Source organism: Pseudomonas flexibilis (assembly GCF_000802425.1).
In the GTDB taxonomy this organism is placed as follows: domain Bacteria; phylum Pseudomonadota; class Gammaproteobacteria; order Pseudomonadales; family Pseudomonadaceae; genus Serpens; species Serpens flexibilis.
In genome coordinates, this window is sequence record NZ_JRUD01000024.1 from 148,883 (window position 1) to 170,164 (window position 21,282).

A 21,282-nucleotide genomic window follows, 5' to 3' on the forward strand; every position below is an offset into this window, starting at 1 on the left:
ACGACACGGTCGCCGCAAGGGTTCACTTGCGGGAAAAATGCACCACCAGGCGGTCGCCGACAGATTGCAGAATCTGCACCAGAACCAGCAACAACACCACGGTCACCACCATCACGTCGGTCTGGAAGCGCTGATAGCCGAAGCGGATGGCCAGGTCGCCCAGGCCGCCGGCGCCGACCACGCCGGCCATCGCGGTGTAGGACACCAGGGTAATGGCGGTGACGGTGACGGCGGCGATGATGCCCGGTCGCGCCTCCGGCAGCAGGGCGCTGACGATGATCTGCCGGGTGCTGGCGCCCATGGCCTGGGTGGCCTCGATGATGCCGCGATCCACCTCGCGCAACGCGGTTTCCACCAGGCGCGCGAAGAACGGCGTGGTGCCCACCACCAGCGGCGGAATGGCGCCGGCCACGCCCAGCGAGGTGCCGGTGAGCACCACGGTGATGGGGATCATCACGATCAGCAGGATGATGAACGGCAGCGAGCGCAGCACGTTGACCACGAACGACAGCAGCGCATACAGCGGACGGTTGTCGAACAACTGCCGCGGCCCGGTAAGGAACAGCAGCACGCCCAGCGGCAGGCCGAACACTACGGTGAACAGGAGCGAGCCGCCGAGCATCAGCAGGGTGTCCAGGGTGGCCAGCCAGATCTCGTACCAGTCGATATTGACGAAGAAGGCGTCCATCAGCGCAGTACCTCCACATGAACTTCGGCGGCTTGCAGGCGGCTCAGCGCGGCGTCCAGGTCGCCGCCGGTCAGGGCCAGGGTCAGCTGGCCGTAGGGGGTGTCCTTGATGCGGTCGATTCGCCCGGCCAGGATGCTGTAGTCCACCCCCGTCTCGCGGGCCACGGTGCCCAGCAGCGGCTTGTAGGTGGCCTCGCCCTGGAAGGTCAGACGCAGGATGCGCCCCGGCACCTGGGCGAAGTCCTCGTGCAGCTCGCCTTCGTCGATGGCCTCGTCTTCGAGCACGAAGCGCCGGGTGGTCGGGTGCTGCGGGTGCAGGAACACCTCGGCCACCGCGCCCTGCTCGACGATGCGCCCGGCATCCATCACCGCCACGCGGTCGCAGACGCGGCGAATCACGTCCATCTCGTGGGTGATCAGCACGATGGTCAGACCCAGCTCGCGGTTGATCTCGGCCAGCAGCTGCAGCACCTGGGCGGTGGTCTGCGGGTCGAGGGCGCTGGTCGCCTCGTCGCACAAGAGGATCTTCGGGTCGGTGGCCAGCGCGCGGGCGATACCGACGCGCTGCTTCTGGCCACCGGACAGCTGCGCCGGGTACTTGCGGGCGTGATCCTGCAGGCCGACGCGGCGCAGCAGCTCGTCCACGCGGCGGTTGATGTCGGCGGCGGGCAGCTCGCCGGCCAGGCGCAGCGGCAGGGCCACGTTGTCGGCCACGGTGCGCGAGCTGAGCAGGTTGAAGTGCTGGAAGATCATGCCGACCCGGCGACGGAAGGCGCGCAGGCCGTCGGCATCCAGCGCAGTGACGTCCTCGCCATCGACCCGGATGCGCCCGCCGCTGGGGTTTTCTAGACGGTTGATCAGGCGCAGCAGGGTGCTCTTGCCGGCGCCGGAATGGCCGATCAGGCCGAACACCTCGCCCGTTTCGACCACCAGATCGGTGGGCTGCAGGGCCGGTACGTCGCGGCCGGCGACGCGGTAGGTCTTGTGGACTTGCTGGAACTCGATCACGTGTGCGGACCTTTTGGGTGCATGACGTGCCCCTGGCATGCGGGCAAAAGTGGCGCATTTTAGCCGATTGTGGCGTGCGGGCCACGCAGGCTGTTGGTAAGCGGCGAGGAACATCCGATTCCGGCACCGGTCCCTTGCAGACCCGTGCGCCCACCAGGAGGGACCAGCCATGGCCCAGCAACCCACCGGCCCCAGCGAACTGGCCGGCACCGACACCACCGACCGGCAGAACAGCAGCGACAAGCTGGACGCCCTCGAGCCTTACCGCTCGGACGCCACCGGCCAGGCCCTGACCACCAACCAGGGCGTGAAGATCGCCGACAACCAGAACACCCTGAAGGCCAGGGATCGCGGCCCGTCCCTGCTCGAAGACTTCATCATGCGGGAGAAGATCACGCACTTCGACCACGAGCGCATTCCCGAGCGCATCGTGCATGCGCGTGGCACGGCGGCCCACGGCGTCTTCCGGGTCTACGCATCCCAGGCGAAGCTGACCAAGGCCGCCTTCCTGCAGGACCCGGCCAAGATCACCCCGGTGTTCGTGCGCTTTTCCACCGTGCAGGGCCCGCGCGGTTCGGCGGACACGGTGCGCGACGTGCGCGGCTTCGCGGTGAAGTTCTACACCGAGGAAGGCAACTTCGACCTGGTGGGCAACAACATGCCGGTGTTCTTCATCCAGGACGCCATCAAGTTCCCCGACTTCGTGCATGCAGTGAAGCCCGAGCCGCACAACGAGATCCCCACCGGCGCCTCGGCCCACGACACCTTCTGGGACTTTGTCTCGCTGGTGCCGGAAAGCGCGCACATGGTGATGTGGGCCATGTCCGACCGGGCCATTCCCGCCACCCTGCGCGCCATGCAGGGCTTCGGGGTGCATACGTTCCGCATGATCGATGCCCAGGGCGCCAGCCGCTTCGTCAAGTTTCACTGGCGGCCGCTGTCGGGGGTGTACTCGCTGCTCTGGGACGAGGCGCAGAAGCTGGCCGGCAAGGATCCGGACTTCAATCGTCGCCAGCTCTGGGAGGACATCGAAAGCGGCGACTATCCGGAATGGGAACTGGGCGTGCAGGTGGTCGAGGAGGCCGACGAGCACAGCTTCGACTTCGACCTGCTGGACCCGACCAAGATCATCCCCGAGGAGCAGGTGCCGGTGCAGCCGATCGGCAAGCTGACCCTCAACCGCAACCCGGACAACTTCTTCGCCGAGACCGAACAGGCGGCCTTCCACCCGGGACACATCGTGCCGGGCATCGACTTCAGCAACGATCCGCTGTTGCAGGGCCGGCTGTTCTCCTACACCGACACCCAGTTGCTGCGCCTGGGCGGGCCGAACTTCCACCAGATCCCGATCAACCGCCCGGTCTGCCCGTTTCACAACAACCAGCGCGACGCCTACCACCAGCACCAGATACACAAGGGGCGCGCGGCCTACGAACCCAACTCCATTGATGCCGGCTGGCCGAAGGAAACCCCGGCGGGGCCGGCAGGCGGAGGTTTCGAGAGCTATCCCGAACGCATCGAGGGCCACAAGATCCGCAACCGCAGTGAATCGTTCGGCGACCACTTCTCCCAGGCGCGGCTGTTCTGGAAGAGCATGAGCGAGGTGGAGCAGGCGCACATCGTCGATGCCTACAGCTTCGAGCTGGCCAAGGTGGAGCGCATGGCCATCCGCGAGCGCGAGGTCAACGAGATCCTGGCCAATATCGATCTGGACCTGGCCCGGCGGGTGGCCGCCAACATCGGCGTGCAGCCACCCGCCGCCGGCACGGTGGAACTGCCCAAGGTCCGCCAGGAGCAGTCGCCGGCGCTGAGCCAGATGAACTTGCTGACCGGCAACATCCGCTCGCGCAAGATCGCCATCCTGATCGGCAACGGCGTGGATGCCGCCGCCGTCAGCGCCGCCCAGGCTGCGCTGAAGGGCGAAGGGGCGGCCTGCAAGCTGGTGGCGCCGAGCGCCGCGCCGGTCCAGGGCAGCGACGGCAGCCGCCTGGTGCCGGATGGTTCGCTGGCTGGATTGCCGTCGATCATGTTCGACGCGGTGCTGGTCCCCGGCGGCGAGGCCGCCATGCAGGCCATGATGGCGGACGGCACCGCGCTGCATTACCTGCTGGAAGCCTACAAGCACCTCAAGCCGATGGCCTTCCTCGGCCAGGCGCAGACCCTGCTTGCGCAGCTGCGCCTGGATGAGGATGAGGGGTTGCTGGTGGGCAGCGATCTGTCGGCCATCCAGGCCTCGTACTTCGCTGCCATCGCCAGGCACCGGGTATGGGCGCGGATGCCCAAGGCCATGAGCGTGCCGGCGTAGAGGCCTGCTCCGGCCTTGCAGGGTGGCAGCCGCGATGCGTTCGTGCGGGGCGCAAGGAGACGCTCGCGGTTGAAGCCGCTCCTACGGGCCGCGCAGACATAGGGCGCCCGAGGCTATTCCTGGGCACCACCCCCGATCAGCAGCAGGCGCGGCACGCGCGAGGCGATGTGGCTGACTTCCACTTCCGAGGCGTCGCCCAGGCGTGTGCGCAGCAGTTCGGCGGCGCGGTTGGACTGCCAGCTGCCGCGGGCCTCCAGCACGATGCGGCAATCGCAGGTCCGCAGTTCGTCGGCCAGGCTGTCGAACTGCTCGGCCAGGGCGGCGTAATCGCCCTTGTCCAGCAGCGGCAGCATGATGCTGCGCACCTGCGGGTCCAGCTGGTCGCCGAGGTCGGTGGTCAGCGCCGGCGCGGCCGGCAGCAGGCTGCGGGCCCGGCTCAGCGCCGTGGTGGCAGTGTTCAGGTCGCCGGCCTGCAGCGCATCCTGTCCCTGGCGCAGGTAGGCGTCGGCCAACTGGCGCTGATACGGGGCCAGGCGCTCGGCGTCGACGCCCCGCTTGCCGGCATCGGCCAGCAACTGGTCCGCCTGTGCCAGCTGGCCCTGGGCCAGGTAGCTCTGGAACAACTGCCGCTGGGTGTCCTGCACCGGCGCACTCTGGCAGCCGGCAAGCACGACAACCAGGCCGGCAAGGGTCAGGCAACGGAACATGGGCATGTGAAGGGACCTCGAGGAAGCGGTCGACGGGATTCTAACCCTGCCCGTCTCGGGCGCACAGGACGACACGCGTCAGCGCCGCCGTGGCAGGGCAAAGCTAAGCAGAAACAGGGCGGCGGCGCTCACCACGATCGAGGGCCCGGCCGGGGTGTCCTGGAACCAGGACAGGCTCAGGCCCGCCGACACCGCCAGCAGGCCGAGCAGGCTGGCGCCGACGGCCATCTGCTCCGGCGTGCGCGCATGGCGCTGGGCGGCGGCGGCAGGAATGATCAGCAGCGAGGTGATCAGCAGCACGCCGACGATCTTCATGGCCAGGGCGATCACCAGGGCGATCAGCAGCATCAGCGCCAGGCGCAGACCGGCCACCGGCAGGCCTTCGACGCGCGCCAGCTCCTCGTGCACGGTAATGGCCAGCAGCGGGCGCCACAGCGGCACCAGCAGCAGCAGCACCAGCGCGCTGCCGCCCAATACCCAGTACAGATCCTCGCGGCTGATGGCCAGCAGATCGCCGAACAGATAGCCGAGCAGATCGACGCGCACCTCCAGGAGGCTCATGGTCACCAGGCCCAGGGCCAGCATGGTGGGCGCCAGCATGCCCAGCAGGGTGTCGGAGGCCAGCGCCTGGCGACCTTGCAGGCCGAGCAGCGCCAGCGCCAGCAGCAGGCACAGGGCGATGATTGCCAGTGTCGGGCTGATCGCCAACCACAGGCCCAAGGCCAGGCCGAGCAGCGCGGCATGGGACAGGGTTTCGCCGAAATAGGCCATGCGCCGCCAGACCACGAACGAGCCGAGTGGGCCAGCCACCAGCGCCAGGGCGAGGCCGGCGAGCAGCGCGTGAAGCAGGAAATCAGCCATGGTTGCAGTTCGGACCGTGGGTATGGGGTTTCTTCAGGACCACGCCGCCGTGCAGATCGTGGGCGTGGTCGTGGCGGTGCTGGTAGATCGCCAGGCTGCGTGCATCACGGCCGAACAGTTCGACGAACGCCGGATCGCCGCTGACCTGTTCGGGATGTCCTGAGCAGCACACATGCCGGTTCAGGCACACCACCTGGTCGGTGGCGCTCATCACCAGGTGCAGGTCATGGGAGACCATCAGCACGCCGCAGCCGTAGCGTTCGCGCAACGTGCCGATCAGCCGGTACAGCGCCGCCTGGCCGGCGACATCCACACCCTGCACCGGCTCGTCGAGCACCAGCAGTTCGGGCTTGCGCAGCAGGGCGCGGGCCAGCAGTACGCGTTGCAGCTCGCCGCCGGAGATCTTCTGCAGCGGGTGGTCGAGCACGTGGGCCGCGCCGACTTCTTCCAGCGCGGCCCGCGCCATGGCGGCGCTGACGCCAGGCACCAGGCGCAGGAAACGCTGCACGCTGAGCGGCAGGGTGGCGTCCACCTGCAGTTTCTGCGGCATGTAGCCGATGCGCAGTTTCGGTCGGCGCCAGACCTCGCCGCTGTCCGCCTTCAGCAGGCCCAGCACGACACGAACCAGGGTGGTCTTGCCGGCGCCGTTGGGGCCGATCAGCGTGACGATTTCGCCCGGTCGCACGCGCAGGTTCACCGCGTCCAGGGTGTCCTGGCCGTTGAAGCGCACGCTGACCCCGCTCAGGCGCAGCAGGTCATCGCTCATGCGGCCTCCTGGCAGCGGGCGCAGAGACCGACCACCTCGACCGTCTCGGTTTCCACGCGGAAGCCGACGCGCTGCGCACCGGCGACGATCGCTTCGCTGATGGCCGGGTGTTCCAGCTCGATGGCCGTGCGGCATTCGCGGCAGATCAGGAACTGACCCTGATGGCTGTGTTCCGGGCGGATGCAGCCGATGAAGGCGTTCAGCGAAGCGATGCGGTGGATCAGGCCGTTCTCCAGCAGGAAATCCAGGGCGCGGTAGACGGTCGGCGGCGCGGCGCGGCGGCCGTCTTCCTCGCTGAGGGTGCCGAGGATGTCGTAGGCGCCGAGCGGCTTGTGGCTCTGCCAGACCAGCTCCAGCACCCGCCTGCGCAGGGCGGTCAGGCGCACGCCCTGGCGCGCGCAGATGCTGTCGGCGTCGGCCAGTGCGTTGTCGACGCACTGGGAATGGTCGTGCGGCAGGCAGGCCAGCGGTGTGTCGGGAAGGGGTCGATACATGGCGGCGACGTCGAGTGGAAGAGACGTTATTCTATAACCCTTTCCACCCAGAGTGTCGCTGTCGTGCTGCTACGTCTGTCCGCCGTTGTGCTGTTGTGCCTGGCTTCGCTGACCGCCCGTGCCGAAGTCGCCCTGCTCACCAGCATCAAACCCCTGCAACTGATCGCCGCCGCCGTGCAGGACGGTGTCGGCACGCCCGACGTGCTGCTGCCGCCGGGGGCGTCCGCGCACCATTACATGCTCAAGCCTTCCGAGGTACGCCGCCTGCGTCAGGCCGACCTGTTCTACTGGGTCGGGCCGGACCTGGAGAGCTTCCTGCCCCGCCTGCTCGATGGCCGCACAAACCCCAGCCTGGCCGTGCAGACCCTGGCGGGCCTGCAGTTGCGCCACTTTGGCGATGATCAACACGCTGACCATGACCATGACCATGACCATGACCATGACCATGACCATGACCATGACCATGACCATGACCATGACCATGACCATGATCATGACGCCCCGGTCGCGCATGACGATCACGACCACGACCACCGCCCCGGCAGCCTGGATGCCCACCTCTGGCTGCTGCCGGCCAACGCCCGGGTGATCGCTGCGCGGATGGCTGACGACCTGGCCGCGCGCGACCCGGCCAATGCCGCGCGCTACCGGGCCAACCTGGCGGCGTTCGAGCAGCGCCTGGACACGCTCGACCAGCGCCTGCGTACCCGTCTGGCGCCGCTGGCGGGCAAGCCGTACTTCGTGTTCCACGAGGCCTACGACTATTTCGAGGCGGCCTATGGCCTGCGCCATGCCGGGGTGTTCAGCCTGGGCGAGGTGCAGCTCGGTGCGCGGCAGGTGGCCCAGCTGCGTGAACGCCTGCGTGCCGCCGGCGCGACCTGCGTGTTCTACGAGCCGCCGCAGGCACCGCGCCTGGCCCAGACCCTGATCGAGGGGCTGCCGGTGCGCCTGGCGTCGCTGGATGCCCTGGGCTACGACCTGTCCGTGGATGCTCGCGGCTATGAGCGGCTGCTGGAAAGCCTCGGCGAGCAGTTGGCCGGCTGCCTGACGCCCGCCGGCGTCCAGTAGGACGGCTTCGTACCGGCCGGCAAAGCCGCGGCAAGCGCGGCAGGTGCGCTCCGACGAGCGGTCCCGCGCACCAGCCGTTTTTGTCTTTCAGACCAACTGCCGGCACGCACCCAGCCCGCCTGGCGTCTGAGTCTTGGCGACGCGGCGCACATTTCGAGCGACTGCGGCATTTGAGCGATTGAACCGTAGCGCAAGGCAGGTATTGTGTTCGCCTGTTTGTGCACCCACAAGATGAAGTGTTCGACAAGATATCCCGGGACTGTCGCTCGGGCTGTTTTGGCGTACAATCCGCAGCCTTTTTTTCCATCCCCTTGCGAATGAGGCACACGCGCATGGCGAAGACCAATGGGCCGATGACGGCGGGCAAACAGGCTTTTGAGATCGTCCTGCAGGCGGCTTCCGAAGATATCTGGGCGCAGAAGTACCGTCTGACTGACAAGGATGGCACCCCCATCGATGGTGATGTGGACGACACCTGGAAGCGTGTCGCCCGTTCCCTGGCGGAGGTGGAGGCGCCCGAAAAGCGCGAGTACTGGCATGAGCAGTTCCTCTGGGCGCTGCGCAACGGCGCGATTCCCGCCGGCCGCATCATTTCCAACGCCGGCGCGCTGGACTACAAGCCGGCCACCTCGACCATCAACTGCACCGTATCGGCGACCATCCGCGACTCGATGGACGACATCCTGGGCAAGGTCCACGAAGCCGGGCTGACCCTCAAGGCCGGCTGTGGCATCGGCTACGAATTCAGCACCCTGCGTCCGCGCGGCTCGTTCGTGTCCGGCGCCGGCGCGCACACCAGCGGCCCGCTGTCGTTCATGGATATCTTCGACAAGATGTGCTTCACCGTTAGCTCGGCCGGCGGCCGCCGCGGCGCGCAGATGGGCACCTTCGACGTCTGTCATCCGGATGTGCGCGAATTCATCCGCGCCAAGCGCGAGGATGGCCGCCTGCGCCAGTTCAACCTCAGCCTGCTGATCACCGACGAATTCATGCAGGCGGTGGAGAACGACGGCGAATGGCCGCTGATCTTCCCGGTGCACCCCAAGGAGCGCCACGAAGTCGACCTCGCCGACGCCTCCCAGGTGGTCTGGCGCGAATGGCCGATCCACGACGACTATATCGTGCGCGAGGACGGCCTGGTGGCCTGCCGCGTCTACGGTCGCGTCAAGGCGCGTCACCTGTGGGACATGATCATGGTCTCCACCTACGACTTCGCCGAGCCGGGCTTCATCCTCATCGATCGCGTCAACCAGCTGAACAACAACTGGTGGTGCGAGGCGATCCGCGCCACCAACCCGTGTGGCGAGCAGCCGCTGCCGCCCTACGGCTCCTGCCTGCTGGGCTCGGTGAACCTGACCCGCTTCGTGATCGACCCGTTCGGTCCGGACGCGCGCTTCGACTGGGACAAGTACCGCAAGGTGGTGCGCATCTTCACCCGCATGCTGGACAACGTGGTGGAGATCAACGGCCTGCCGCTGGAACAGCAGCGTCACGAGATCATGCACAAGCGTCGCCACGGCATGGGCTTCCTCGGCCTGGGTTCGACCCTGACCCTGCTCAAGATGCGCTACGGCAGCCCGGAATCCTGCGTGTTCACCGAGGAAGTGGCCCGCGAGATGGCCCTGGTCGGCTGGGAAGAGGCGCTGGAACTGTCCCGCGAAAAGGGCCCGGCGCCGCTGCTGGCCGAGGAATTCACGGTGACCGCCGAGATGCTGCGCAAGCGTCCGGAAATGGCCAAGGACGGCTACCAGGTGGGCGACAAGGTGCCCGGCCGCGTGCTGCACGCCAAGTATTCGCGCTACATGCAGCGCCTGGCCGAATACGCGCCGGAGCTGATCGAGGCGCTGGCCGAGCAGGGTGCGCGCTTCACCCACCACAGCTCCATCGCGCCGACCGGCACCATCAGCCTGAGCCTGGCCAACAACGCCTCCAACGGCATCGAGCCGAGTTTCGCCCACAAATACTCGCGCAACGTGATCCGTTCCGGGCGCAAGGCCAAGGAAAAGGTCGACGTGTTCAGCTTCGAGCTGCTGGCCTACCGCACGCTGGTCAATGCCAAGGCCGAGCCGGGCAGCGAGGACCCGGCGCGCAAGCTGCCGGACTACTTCGTCGCCGCCGATGACATCGGCCCGACCCAGCATGTGGACATCCAGGCCGCCGCGCAGAAGTGGGTGGATTCCTCGATCTCCAAGACCGCGAACGTGCCCACCGACTATCCGTTCGAGGCGTTCAAGGACATCTACCGTTACGCCTGGCGCCAGGGCCTGAAGGGCTGCACCACCTTCCGCTTCAACCCCAAGGCCTTCCAGGGCGTGCTGGTCAAGGAAGCCGACCTGGAAAACACCCTGTACCGCTTCGAACTGGAAGACGGCAGCGTGGTCGAGCTCAAGGGCAATGCCATGGTCGAGTACGACGGCGAGGTGAACACTGCCGCCAACCTGTTCGATGCCCTCAAGGAAGGCTATTACGGCAAGTACTGAGGCCGTTTCATTTTTGCAGGGCCGGACGCCGGGGGCGTCCGGCCGGGAGTAGATTGCTATGACCGTGAAGATCGAAAAACGCATCAAGGGCTTCAAGGTGGTCGACCAGGCCCTGGAGCGCCCCGCCGCCCAGGGCAGCGAAACGGCTGCCGCAGCCCAGCCCGCGGCAGCGCCCGCCGTTGCGCCGGTGCAGATGGATGAGACGCTGCAGCGCCCCGAAACCCTGGTCGGCATGACCTACAAGATCAAGTCGCCGCTGTTCGAGCACGCCCTGTACGTGACCATCAACGACGTGGTGCTCAACGCCGGCACGCCGTTCGAGCAGCGCCGGCCCTTCGAGATCTTCATCAACTCGAAGAACATGGACCACTTCCAGTGGATCGTGGCGCTCACCCGCATCATGTCCGCCGTGTTCCGCAAGGGCGGCGACTGCACCTTCCTGGTGGAGGAGATGAAGGCGGTGTTCGACCCGCGCGGTGGCTACCTGAAGAAGGGTGGCATCTACATGCCGTCCATCGTCGCCGAGATCGGCGGCGTGGTGGAGCGCCACCTGATCAGCATCGGCATGATGGAAGGTCAGGGCCTGGACGAGGCGCAGCGCCAGTACCTGGCGGAAAAGCGCGCCGCCTACGAGGCCACACAGGGCGCGACGACCGCCGAACCGGGCGAAGGCTTCCCCGCCGGCGCGCAGCTGTGCGGCAAGTGCAGCACCAAGGCGGTGGTGCAGATGGATGGCTGCGCCACCTGCCTGAATTGCGGGCACTCCAAGTGCGGCTAGTTCGCGCCTGAAACCCCAGAGCCCCGGCACGCCGGGGCTTTTTGTGCGTGCCTCGTAGGGTGGCCAACGCGTTGCGCTGGTTACCGTGGCACCCCGCACCAACTTCCGCCGGCGATCAGCCCAGCGCGGTATCCAGGAACATCATCACCCCGAAGCCGGCCATCAGGCCGATGGTCGCCGGCGTCTGGTGACCGTTGCGGTGGGTCTCCGGAATCACCTCGTGGGAGACCACGAAGATCATCGCCCCGGCCGCCAGGCCCAGGCTGATCGGGTAGGCGACCGCAAAACCGCTGGAAATGCCCAGGCCGACCAGCGCGCCCAGCGGCTCCATCAGGCCCGAGGCGATGGCCACCAGCACCGCGCCGAACATCGACATGCCCACCACCCGCAGCGCCAGCACCACGGCCATGCCCTCGGGGATGTCCTGGATGGCGATGGCCGAGGTGAGCGGCAGGCCGACGCCGAGGTCGCCGGCCGAGAAGCTGACGCCGATGGCCATGCCTTCCGGGATGTTGTGCAGGATGATCGCCAGCACGAACAGCCACACCCGGTTCAAGCGCTCGCAATCCGGGCCGCAGGGGCCGGTGCTCTCGTGCTCGTGGGGGGTGAAATAGTCGAGGCCGAGCATCAGCAGCACGCCCAGCGCCAGGCCGGTCACCACGGTGAACGCCGCGGCCGGCGCGTTGCCGAAAATGCCTTCGGCCGCCTCCAGGCCCGGCAGGATCAGCGAGAAGGCGCTGGCCGCCAGCATCATGCCGGCGGTGAACCCCAGCATGCTGTCCTGGGTACGTACATGGATGGTGCGCAGCCCCGCTGCCAGCAGCGCGCCCAGGGCGGTGGTGGCAAAGCCGGCGCCGCCCCCGAGCAGCGCGTAGTTGAGGTGTACGCTGTGGCCGTTGCGCAGGGCGTAGACGATGCTGGCGATCAACAGGCCGATCACCACGGCGGCGGCTGCCAGCAGGCCATAGGTAATCAGCGGGTTGGCCCTGGCACGGGCGGCCCAGCCGCTGCGCAGTTCGGCATACAGGCTGTTCGGCAACGACTGGCTTTGGTCCATCGCAACGACTCCGCACGAAACGATGCGTCGAGCTTGCTCCGCTCAGAGCGCGAAAGGCAATGCCGAGTCGACCTGCTGCCGCCGGGCGAGCAGCCGGCGGAACTCGTCCGGGTCCTTGATCAGCACATCACGCCCGCGGTTCTCCTCGGCGGCGATCAGGCGCGACAGCCAGAATCGCAGGCAGGCGACGCGCAGCATGGTTGGCCAGAGTTCGGCTTCGGCCGGATGGAAGCGCCGTCGCGCCGAGTAGGCGCCCAGCAGCGCCTCGGTGCGCGCCGGGTCAAGATGCCCGTCGGCGTCCGAGCACCAGTCATTCACGCTGATCGCCAGGTCGTAGAGCATCGGGCCCGAGCAGGCGTTGTAGAAGTCGATCACGCCGGTCAGGTGGCTGCCTTCGAACAGTGCGTTGTCACGGAACAGGTCAGCGTGCAGGTTGGCCCTCGGCAGGGACCGCAGGCGGCCGGCCTGGTCGTGCAGTTCGGTCAGCGCGCCACGCAGCAGTGGCAGGTGCTCCTCGGGCAGGCCCAGGGCCAGGCTGGGACCCTGCTCCAGCATCCAGGCCAGTCCGCGGTCGCTGGGGCGCTCCAGGGGGGCATCGCAGGTCGCCAAGTGCAGGCGCGCCAGCCAGTCGCCCAGCTCGGCGCATTGGTGCGCATTCGGCGCATGCACGTGCCGGCCGGGCAGGCGCGGTTGCAGCAGCGCGGGCTTGTCGGCCAGCCGCCGCAGGGCTTGACCCTCGCGGGTACGCAGGGCGAAGGGCACCGCCAGTCCGGCGTCATGCAGCACGTCGAGCAGCTGGATGAAAAATGGCAGCTCGTCCTGCGCGCCGCGTTCCACCAGGGTCAGCACGAACTCGCCCTGCTCCAGGCTGACGAAGAAGTTGCTGTTCTCGGTGCCTTCGGCGATGCCCTGGAAACCCACCAGGCGACCTAGCCCATACGGGGCCAGGAAGTCTTCCAGTTCGTGGTGCTCGAGCGGGGTGAACACGGACATGGCGGCACTACCAACGGAAGATTTCCCAGGCGGGGATCAGCATGTCGGGCTTGTCGGCGCGTACGAAGTTGTCGCTGCCGTCGGCGCGCACCAGATAGTAAGGCTTACCGTTCTTGGGCGTTATCTTGATCGCGTACAGGAAGCCGTTGACCCGGAATTCCTCGATGCGTTTGTCGCCCTCCTGGCGGATGGTGACGTCCGGTTCGGCATCCACCGAATCCTGGGCCGCAGCGTACAACGGCAGGGCCAGCAGGCCAGCCAACAGCAGGTGATTGAAAGCGCGCATGGTACCCTTTGCCCCGACATTTCCATAAACAGGTACGGACATTCTAGCGCCGTGCCCGCGCAAAAGGTCTGCACATGAGTCAAGCGCCCCTCGTCCTGGTGGACGGTTCGTCCTACCTGTACCGCGCCTTTCACGCCCTGCCGCCGCTGACCACTTCGACCGGCCTGCCCACCGGGGCGGTGAAGGGTGTGCTGAACATGCTGCTCAGCCTGCGCAAGCAGTATCCGGACAGCCCCTTCGCGGTGGTCTTCGACGCCAAGGGGCCGACCTTCCGCGATGAACTGTTCGAGCACTACAAGTCGCACCGCCCGCCGATGCCCGACGACCTGCGTGTGCAGGTCGAGCCGCTGCATGCCACGGTGCGGGCGCTCGGTCTGCCGCTGCTGTGTGTGGACGGCGTCGAGGCCGACGACGTGATCGGCACTCTGGCGCGGCGCTGTGCCGACGCTGGCCGCGACGTGGTGATTTCCACCGGTGACAAGGACATGGCGCAGCTGGTCTGCCCGCGCGTGTGCCTGGTCAACACCATGACCGGCAGTGTCTATGACGTGGAAGGCGTGAAGAGCAAGTTCGGCGTCGGCCCGGAGCTGATCATCGACTACCTGGCGCTGATGGGCGACAAGGTCGACAACATCCCCGGCGTGCCGGGGGTCGGCGAGAAGACCGCGCAGGGCCTGCTGAACGGTATCGCCGGCGGGTTGGATGGCCTGTACGCCAATCTGGATCAGGTTGCCGCGTTGCCGATCCGCGGCGCCAAGACCCTTGGCGCCAAGCTCGCCGAGCACCGGGAGGCGGCCTATCTGTCCTATCAGCTGGCAACCATCAAGACCGATGTGGCGCTGGAGGTGGACATCGACGCGCTGCATCCGGGCGAGCCGCAGCGCGAGGCGCTGATCGAGCTGTATCGCCAGCTGGAATTCCGCGCCTGGCTGGATGCGCTGCTGCGCGAGGCGCCGGCTGCACCGGCCGCTGCAGGCGCCCCGGACGACCTGTTTGCCGAGTCGGCGGGCGCTGAGGAAGCCGCCCCGGTGCAGTACGTGACCCTCACCGATCCGGTCGACTTTCAGGCCTGGCTGAAGCGGCTGGACACGGCCGAGTACATCTCCTTCAACACCAAGCTCAACGGCAACGACCCGCAGCAGGCCGAGCTGGTCGGCCTGGCCTTCGCCGTGGCGCCTGGCGAGGCGGCCTACCTGCCGCTGGCGCACAGCTACATGGGCGTGCCGGCGCAGATCGATCGCAGCGAGGCGCTGGCCGCGCTCAAGCCGCTGCTGGAGGATCCGGCGCGGCCGAAGATCGTCCAGCACGGCAAGGCGGACATCGAGGTGCTGGTGCGCTACGGCATCGCCCTGCGCGGCGTGGCCTTCGACACCATGCTCGAATCCTACGTGCTGGACTCCACTGCCACCCGCCACGACCTGGACAGCCTGGCGCTGAAGTATCTGGGGCGCAGCACCACACGCCTGGAAGATATCGCCGGCAAGGGCGCCAAGCAGCTCAGCTTCGACCAGGTGGCCCTGGAACAGGCCGGTCCCTACGCCGCCGAAGGCGCGGACGTGGCGCTGGCGCTGCATCGGGTGCTGTGGGAGCGCCTGCAGGCGATTCCCAGCCTGGCCGGCGTGTTGCGCGACATCGAGATGCCGCTGATGCCGGTGCTGGCGCGCATCGAATGCAATGGCGCCTACGTGGATGCCCAACTGCTCGGCAAGCAGAGCCTGGAGCTGGGCGAGCGCATGGTGGAGCTGGAGCGCGAGGCCTACTCGATCGCCGGTGAGGAGTTCAACCTCGGCTCACCCAAGCAGCTGTGCGCCATCCTCTACGACAAGCTGGGCCTGCCGGTGCTGGCCAAGACGGCCACCGGCCAGCCGTCCACCGCGGAAAGCGTGCTGGCCGAGCTGGCCGAGGACGGCTATCCGCTGCCGCAGGTGATCATGTACTACCGCCAGGTCAGCAAGCTGAAGAGCACCTACACGGATCGTCTGCCGGAGCAGATCAATCCGCGCACCGGGCGCATCCATACCAGTTATCACCAGGCGGTGACCGCCACGGGTCGCCTGTCCTCCAGCGACCCGAACCTGCAGAACATCCCGATCCGCACCGCGGAGGGCCGCCGCATCCGCCAGGCCTTCGTCGCGCCGCCCGGCTACCGGCTGCTGGCCGCCGACTACTCGCAGATCGAACTGCGCATCATGGCGCACCTGGCGCAGGACGCCGGTCTGCTGAACGCCTTCCGTCAGGGACTGGACGTACACCGTGCGACCGCCGCCGAAGTGTTCGGCGTGCCGCTGGACCAGGTCAGCGGCGAGCAGCGCCGCCGCGCAAAGGCGATCAACTTCGGCCTGATCTACGGCATGAGCGCGTTCGGCCTGGCCAAGCAGCTCGGCGTGGACCGCAAGGAGGCCCAGGCCTACATCGACCTGTACTTCGCCCGCTATCCGGGCGTGCTGGCCTACATGGAACGCACCCGCGAGCAGGCACGCGAGCAGGGCTACGTGGAAACCCTGTTCGGCCGCCGCCTGTATCTGCCGGAAATCCAGTCGCGCAACGGCGCCATGCGCAAGGCCGCCGAGCGCACCGCGATCAACGCGCCCATGCAGGGCACTGCCGCCGACATCATGAAGCGCGCCATGGTGGCGGTGGACGGCTGGCTGAGCGAGAGCGGCCTGGACGCCCGGGTGATTCTCCAGGTGCACGACGAACTGGTGCTGGAGGTTCGCGAGGACCTGCTGGCGCAGGTACGCGCGCCGCTGATCGGCCTGATGAGCCAGGCTGCGGAGCTGTCCGTGCCGCTGCTGGTCGAGGCCGGCGAGGGTGCGAATTGGGACGAGGCGCACTAAGGATGTGGTCGGCCGCGAAAATTTTTTCACGGTCGGCTGAACTTATTCCGAAGAGGGTGTGTCAGAGCCTCTGAATGGGTGAAGCCGTTCAATGCTCCTTGTTGTGTTTAGTGTTGGCAGATATCTGATCGCCGCTTGGCGAGTCGGAGTTGAACCTCGAACTTCCCCCTCCCCATACGAAGTTCGAGGTTTTTTTTGCCTGCGATTCTGCTCCCGCGTCAGGCGTCCGCGCGGGCTTCTTCACCCAGGCCCAGCCAGCGGGCCAGCACGGCCTGGGCCTCCTCGATGCCCTGGCGTTTGGGGGCGGAAAACAGCTGCACGCTGATGCCGTCCCCCCAGCCCTGGCGCACGTCCTTCTGCACCTTGAGCAGGGCGTTCTTGGCAGCGCCGAAAGCCAGCTTGTCGGCTTTGGTGAGCAGGATATGCAGCGGCATGCCACTGGTGTGCGCCCAGTCGAGCATCATGCGGTCGAACTCGGTCAGCGGGTGGCGGATATCCATCATCAGCACCACGCCGGCCAGGCTGGCGCGGCTGCCCAGGTAGGCCTCCAGGTGCATCTGCCAGTGCTGCTTGAGCGGGATCGGCACCTTGGCGTAGCCGTAGCCGGGCAGGTCAACCAGGCGACGCTCATCGTCCAGGCGGAAGAAGTTGAGCAGCTGGGTGCGGCCCGGCGTCTTCGAGGTGCGCGCCAGGTTGGCATGCGTCAGGGTGTTCAGGGCGCTGGACTTGCCGGCGTTGGAACGGCCGGCAAAGGCGATCTCGCGGCCGAGGTCGGGCGGGCATTGATCCACCTTCGCAGCACTGATGAGAAAGGTGGCCTGTTGGCACAACCCGAGGATCGGATTCTTGGTAGACATGAGGATTTCCAAGGTGCGACCCGGGGTCGCAGGGGGCGGTTTCGTTTCCGTTTCAGCGGCGCAAGTATATAATGCCGCCGATTTTGTGTGCGCTTTGCTCCACTGCCGGAGCGAAGCCGAACGGGACCATGACGCCAGAACGCGCACAGACGCGGGCCTTCGGACCGAGCTCCCTCTCACCCTTAGCCGTTATTGGATTAGCTGATGAACAAAGTACTCGTGAGTCTGCTGTTGACCCTGGGCCTGACCGGCGCCGCACAGGCCGCCGGCGACGCCGCAGCCGGTCAGAACAAGGTCATGCTCTGCTCCGCCTGCCACAACGCGGACGGCAACAGCGCAGCGCCGAACTTCCCGAAGCTGGCTGGCCAGGGTGAGCGTTACCTGCTCAAGCAGATGAAGGACATCAAGGCCGGTTCCACCCCGGGCGCCCCCGAAGGTGTAGGCCGCAAGGTGCTGGAAATGACCGGCATGCTGGATACCTTCAGCGATCAGGACCTGGAAGACATCGCCGCCTACTTCGCCAGCCAGAAGGGCAGCATCGGTGCCGCCGACCCGGCGCTGGTCGAGCGTGGCGAGGCCCTGTGGCGCGGTGGCAAGCTGGCCGAGGGCATGCCCGCCTGCACCGGCTGCCACGCCCCGAACGGCATCGGCAACGCCGCCGCCGCCTATCCCAAGTTGAACGGCCAGCACGCTGCCTACATCGCCAAGCAGCTGACCGACTTCCGCGAAGGCGTACGCACCAACGATGGCGACACCATGATCATGCGCGCCATCGCCGCCAAGCTGAGCAACAAAGACATCCAGGCGCTGTCCAGCTATATCCAGGGCCTGCACTGATTGTCGTGAAGACGGAAAAAGGGTGGCGCGAGCCGCCCTTTTTTTTTGCACCTGTGGTTAAAATCCGGGCAACGCACCGGCGGCACAGCGGCCAAACGGCCGACGCCGATTTTTCAGTCGAGGAGTTCTTTGCATGCGCACGCTGCTTTTCAGTGCCCTGCTGGCCGTTGCCAGTCTGCTTTCCATCCCCGCCCACGCCGCCGACTACCGTGCCGGCAAGCACTATGTCGAACTGAACAGCCCGGTCCCGGTGTCGCAACCTGGCAAGATCGAAGTCGTCGAGCTGTTCTGGTATGGCTGCCCGCACTGCTACGAATTCGAACCGGTGCTCAACGCCTGGGTGGAAACCCTGCCCGATGATGTGAATTTTGTCCGCGTGCCGGCCCTGTTCGGCGGCGTGTGGAACACCCATGGACAGCTGTTCATCGCCCTGGAGGCCATGAAGGTCGAGCCGCAGGTGCATGAGGCGATCTTTGCCGCAGTTCACCGTGAAGGCCGCAAGCTGGCCACGCCGAAGGAGATGGCCGAATTCCTGGCGGCCCAGGGTGTCGATTCCGAGGCATTCCTCAAGACCTACAACTCCTTCGGCGTAAAGAGCCAGATGGAAAAGGCCAAGAAGCTGGCCATGGCCTACCAGGTCACTGGCGTTCCGGTGCTGGTGGTCAACGGCAAGTACCGGCTGGACCTGGGCTCGGCGGGCGGTCCCCAGCAGGCCGTTGCCCTGGCCGACCATCTGATCGCCCGCGAGCGGGCAGCGCAGTAGAGACGCCCGAGTGGCGCGGTTCCGATCATGCTCAGACAGCGTATCGTGAGAGCTCCTTCGCAACGTGAACCGCGCGTCAATCCCCGCAGCGGCAAGCCCGCGGGCCTGCCGGCGGACGGGCGCCTGCGCCTGCTCAGCTTCAACATCCAGGTGGGCATTTCCACCCAGCGCTATCACCACTACCTGACCCGCGGCTGGCAGCACCTGCTGCCACACGCCGGGCGCGGGATGAACCTGCAGCGCATCGGCGAGCTGCTGGCCGATTACGACCTGGTGGCCTTGCAGGAGGTGGACGGCGGCAGTCTGCGCTCGGGTTTCGTCAACCAGGTCGAGCACCTGGCGCAGCTCGGCGATTTCCCCTACTGGTATCAGCAGCTCAATCGCAACCTCGGTCGTTTCGCCCAGCACAGCAACGGCGTGCTCAGCCGCCTGCGCCCGCAGCATCTGGAAGACCATCCGCTGCCCGGCCCCGCCGGGCGCGGCGCCATGCTGCTGCGCTTCGGCGAGGGTCCGGACGCCCTGGCGGTGGTGATGATGCATCTGGCACTGGGCGCGCGCGCGCGCACCCGCCAGCTGTCCTACATCCGCGAACTGCTCGGCGACTTCCGTCACATGGTGTTGATGGGCGACATGAATACCCAGGCGGTGGAGCTGCTCGAGCATTCGCCGCTGCGTGATCTCGGGTTGATCGCTCCCCAGGTGTGCGCCACGTTCCCCAGCTGGCGCCCGCAGCGTTGTCTGGACCATATCCTGCTCAGCCCGGAGCTGGGGCTGGAGCGGGTCGAGGTGCTGGACGCGCCGATTTCCGACCACCTGCCGGTGGCGGTGGACATTCGTCTGCCGCACGGTTCGGTCGACCAGCTTCCCCAGCGGCGCGAGTGACCCGCATGACGCGCACCCTTGACGGCCAGACTGCCCACCCGTCCCTTGAACAGCAGCAGCGCCTGCGCGAACAGGCGCTGCTGACCGAAATCGACCTGCTGCGCCGCACCCTGGTGCGTTGCACCCTGGCCATCCGTGATCCTGCGCCGGCCATCGAGCTGTGCCTGCGCGATCTGCGCCAGGCGCTACGCGGCAAGGAAACGCTGTCCGGTCTGCGCGCCCTGCTGCCCCGCCTGGAAAACGTGCTGGCGGAAAGCGAATACCTGCGAGCCAGTCGCATGAGCCGGGAACTGGTGGCGCTGTCCGCCCAGGTGGCACGCCTGGAGGGGCAGTCGCTGCCACCGGCCTTGCGCGAGGCCATCGGCGAGTTTGCCCGCAACCTGACCGGGGCGCTCCCCCAGCAGGTCGAACTGGTGGCGCTGCACAAGGCCTTCGGCGACCTGCAGTGGCAGGTGATCGAACACTCACTCGCCCAGCGCAACCCGTCGGCGGGCCTGTTCAAGCGTTTGCTGGGCAGCCAGGAGGCCACCCCGGTCCTCGCTATCACGCCACAGCCCCTGATTGATGGTTTCGCCGAGGTCTTGCGCGCCCTGCTCAGCCAGTCGGCGTTGCCCATGAAGTACCAGATCCAGTTGCGCCGGCTGCTCGGGCGGTTGCACGGCGAGGTCGAGACGGACGCGCTGATCGGCCTGGTCGATGGGTTGGGCGAGCTGGTACTCGAGGCGGGCGAAGATCAGCTGCAGTTGCTGGATTTCCTGACCGGACTCAACGAACGCCTGGCTCAGTTGCAGACCGGCCTGGAAAGCCTTGGCGCCGAGAGGGCGGAGGGCTCCGCGTTGGCCGAGGATCTCGACCAGTCGCTGCGGCGCCAGGTGGACGACATGCAGGCGGCCGTGAGCGGTGCGACGGACCTGGAGGCCCTCAAGCAGAGCATCTCCTGTCGGCTGGAGGCGCTGCTGGATGGGCTTGCCGAGCAGCGTTCGCAGCGCGAGGTGCGCGACCTGGCCCTGACGGCATCGTTGCAGCAACTGTCGACGCGCATCATGGAGCTCGAGCGCGAGGCGGAGGTCTGTCGCGACCAGCTCAACGAGCAGCGGCGCGAGGCGCTGCGTGACCCGCTCACCGGGCTGGCCAACCGCACGGCCTGGAACGCCGAGGTACAGCAGGCGCTGGAGCGCCGGCGCAAACAGGGCGGCGAGCTGGCACTGGCGGTCCTGGACGTGGATCACTTCAAGCAGGTCAATGACCGCTTTGGCCACCTGGCCGGTGACAAGGTGCTCAAGCTGATCGCGGAAATCATCAAGCGGCGCATGCCGACGGGTGGATTCCTTGCACGGTACGGTGGCGAGGAATTCGTGCTGCTGCTGCCCAGCTACGATCTGCCTGCCGGCCGCCTGCTGCTGGAGGACCTGCTGTCGAGCATCCAGACCTGTCCCTTCCACTTCAAGGGTGAGCGGTTGCCAGTCACCCTGTCCGCCGGTCTGGCCTGCTTTGGCCCCGATGAAGAGGCGGCCGACGAGGTTTTCCAGCGTGCCGACCTGGCCCTGTATCGGGCCAAGCAGCTGGGGCGCAACCGCCTGGTGGTGGATGGTCTGGCGGAGTCGCCCGACCCCTGA

At 67.0% G+C, this 21,282-nt stretch carries 19 protein-coding genes; 9 read left to right on the top strand and 10 right to left on the bottom strand.

What is annotated here, in order from left to right:
• Positions 1–22: 22 nt before the first annotated feature.
• Positions 23–688 carry a methionine ABC transporter permease gene (locus SF06_RS14880; RefSeq protein WP_039562351.1) on the bottom strand — a complete coding sequence of 222 codons (666 nt, stop codon included), beginning with the start codon at positions 686–688 and terminating at the stop codon, positions 23–25.
• Positions 688–1,695, bottom strand: coding sequence for a methionine ABC transporter ATP-binding protein (locus SF06_RS14885; protein WP_027588702.1), 1,008 nt, complete (start codon positions 1,693–1,695; stop codon positions 688–690). The genes SF06_RS14880 and SF06_RS14885 overlap by 1 nt, the downstream gene beginning before the upstream one ends.
• A 112-nt stretch (positions 1,696–1,807) precedes the next feature.
• Between SF06_RS14885 and katE the strand changes: the two genes are divergently transcribed.
• On the top strand, positions 1,808–4,000 hold the full coding sequence (gene katE / locus SF06_RS14890; RefSeq protein WP_267882111.1) for a catalase HPII: 2,193 nt from the start codon (positions 1,808–1,810) through the stop codon (positions 3,998–4,000).
• Positions 4,001–4,113: 113 nt separating this feature from the next.
• Here katE and SF06_RS17780 read toward each other — a convergent pair whose 3' ends face one another.
• From SF06_RS17780 to SF06_RS18785, 4 genes are all read right to left on the bottom strand, one after another.
• Positions 4,114–4,713 carry a hypothetical protein gene (locus SF06_RS17780; protein ID WP_051587289.1) on the bottom strand — a complete coding sequence of 200 codons (600 nt, stop codon included), beginning with the start codon at positions 4,711–4,713 and terminating at the stop codon, positions 4,114–4,116.
• A gap of 72 nt (positions 4,714–4,785) precedes the next feature.
• The gene (gene znuB / locus SF06_RS14900; RefSeq protein ID WP_027588704.1) at positions 4,786–5,568 is read right to left on the bottom strand and encodes a zinc ABC transporter permease subunit ZnuB; all 783 of its coding nucleotides are present in this window, start codon (positions 5,566–5,568) and stop codon (positions 4,786–4,788) included.
• On the bottom strand, positions 5,561–6,334 hold the full coding sequence (znuC, locus tag SF06_RS14905; protein ID WP_027588705.1) for a zinc ABC transporter ATP-binding protein ZnuC: 774 nt from the start codon (positions 6,332–6,334) through the stop codon (positions 5,561–5,563). Before znuC ends, znuB begins: the two co-directional genes overlap by 8 nt.
• On the bottom strand, positions 6,331–6,828 hold the full coding sequence (locus tag SF06_RS18785) for a Fur family transcriptional regulator (protein ID WP_027588706.1): 498 nt from the start codon (positions 6,826–6,828) through the stop codon (positions 6,331–6,333). Before SF06_RS18785 ends, znuC begins: the two co-directional genes overlap by 4 nt.
• A 63-nt stretch (positions 6,829–6,891) precedes the next feature.
• Between SF06_RS18785 and znuA the strand changes: the two genes are divergently transcribed.
• The 3 genes from znuA (at position 6,892) to SF06_RS14925 (ending at position 11,154) form a co-directional block, all read left to right on the top strand.
• Entirely contained in the window at positions 6,892–7,896 is a 1,005-nt protein-coding gene (gene znuA / locus SF06_RS14915; protein WP_437123599.1) for a zinc ABC transporter substrate-binding protein ZnuA, read from the top strand.
• A 317-nt stretch (positions 7,897–8,213) separates the two neighbouring features.
• Positions 8,214–10,376 carry an adenosylcobalamin-dependent ribonucleoside-diphosphate reductase gene (locus SF06_RS14920; protein WP_437123598.1) on the top strand — a complete coding sequence of 721 codons (2,163 nt, stop codon included), beginning with the start codon at positions 8,214–8,216 and terminating at the stop codon, positions 10,374–10,376.
• Between the two features lie 58 nt (positions 10,377–10,434).
• Positions 10,435–11,154, top strand: coding sequence for a TSCPD domain-containing protein (locus SF06_RS14925; protein WP_039562356.1), 720 nt, complete (start codon positions 10,435–10,437; stop codon positions 11,152–11,154).
• Positions 11,155–11,269: 115 nt separating this feature from the next.
• Here the strand turns inward: SF06_RS14925 and SF06_RS14930 are convergent, their stop codons facing one another.
• From SF06_RS14930 to SF06_RS14940, 3 genes are read right to left on the bottom strand one after another with little or no spacing between them, the layout of a single operon-like run.
• Positions 11,270–12,211, bottom strand: a complete 942-nt coding sequence (locus SF06_RS14930) for a ZIP family metal transporter (protein ID WP_037008237.1) — start codon at positions 12,209–12,211, stop codon at positions 11,270–11,272.
• A gap of 42 nt (positions 12,212–12,253) precedes the next feature.
• A complete protein-coding gene (locus SF06_RS14935) occupies positions 12,254–13,204 on the bottom strand; it encodes a homoserine kinase (RefSeq protein WP_039562359.1) in 951 nt (316 codons plus the stop codon).
• Between the two features lie 7 nt (positions 13,205–13,211).
• Positions 13,212–13,490 carry a DUF2782 domain-containing protein gene (locus SF06_RS14940; RefSeq protein WP_027588712.1) on the bottom strand — a complete coding sequence of 93 codons (279 nt, stop codon included), beginning with the start codon at positions 13,488–13,490 and terminating at the stop codon, positions 13,212–13,214.
• 74 nt (positions 13,491–13,564) lie between these two features.
• Between SF06_RS14940 and polA the strand changes: the two genes are divergently transcribed.
• Positions 13,565–16,327 carry a DNA polymerase I gene (polA, locus tag SF06_RS14945; RefSeq protein WP_039562360.1) on the top strand — a complete coding sequence of 921 codons (2,763 nt, stop codon included), beginning with the start codon at positions 13,565–13,567 and terminating at the stop codon, positions 16,325–16,327.
• 218 nt (positions 16,328–16,545) lie between these two features.
• On the opposite strand, the gene yihA is transcribed toward polA, so the two are convergent.
• A complete protein-coding gene (gene yihA / locus SF06_RS14950; protein WP_027588713.1) occupies positions 16,546–17,184 on the bottom strand; it encodes a ribosome biogenesis GTP-binding protein YihA/YsxC in 639 nt (212 codons plus the stop codon).
• A 204-nt stretch (positions 17,185–17,388) separates the two neighbouring features.
• Between yihA and SF06_RS14955 the strand changes: the two genes are divergently transcribed.
• The 4 genes from SF06_RS14955 to SF06_RS14970 all read left to right on the top strand — a co-directional run bounded on the left by SF06_RS14955 (position 17,389) and on the right by SF06_RS14970 (position 21,282).
• Positions 17,389–18,021, top strand: coding sequence for a c-type cytochrome (locus tag SF06_RS14955; RefSeq protein WP_027588714.1), 633 nt, complete (start codon positions 17,389–17,391; stop codon positions 18,019–18,021).
• Positions 18,022–18,154: 133 nt separating this feature from the next.
• A complete protein-coding gene (locus SF06_RS14960; protein WP_027588715.1) occupies positions 18,155–18,784 on the top strand; it encodes a thiol:disulfide interchange protein DsbA/DsbL in 630 nt (209 codons plus the stop codon).
• A 27-nt stretch (positions 18,785–18,811) separates the two neighbouring features.
• Positions 18,812–19,666: an endonuclease/exonuclease/phosphatase family protein gene (locus SF06_RS14965; RefSeq protein ID WP_027588716.1), complete on the top strand. Its 855-nt coding sequence runs from the start codon at positions 18,812–18,814 to the stop codon at positions 19,664–19,666.
• 5 nt (positions 19,667–19,671) lie between these two features.
• Positions 19,672–21,282, top strand: a complete 1,611-nt coding sequence (locus SF06_RS14970; RefSeq protein WP_052199839.1) for a GGDEF domain-containing protein — start codon at positions 19,672–19,674, stop codon at positions 21,280–21,282.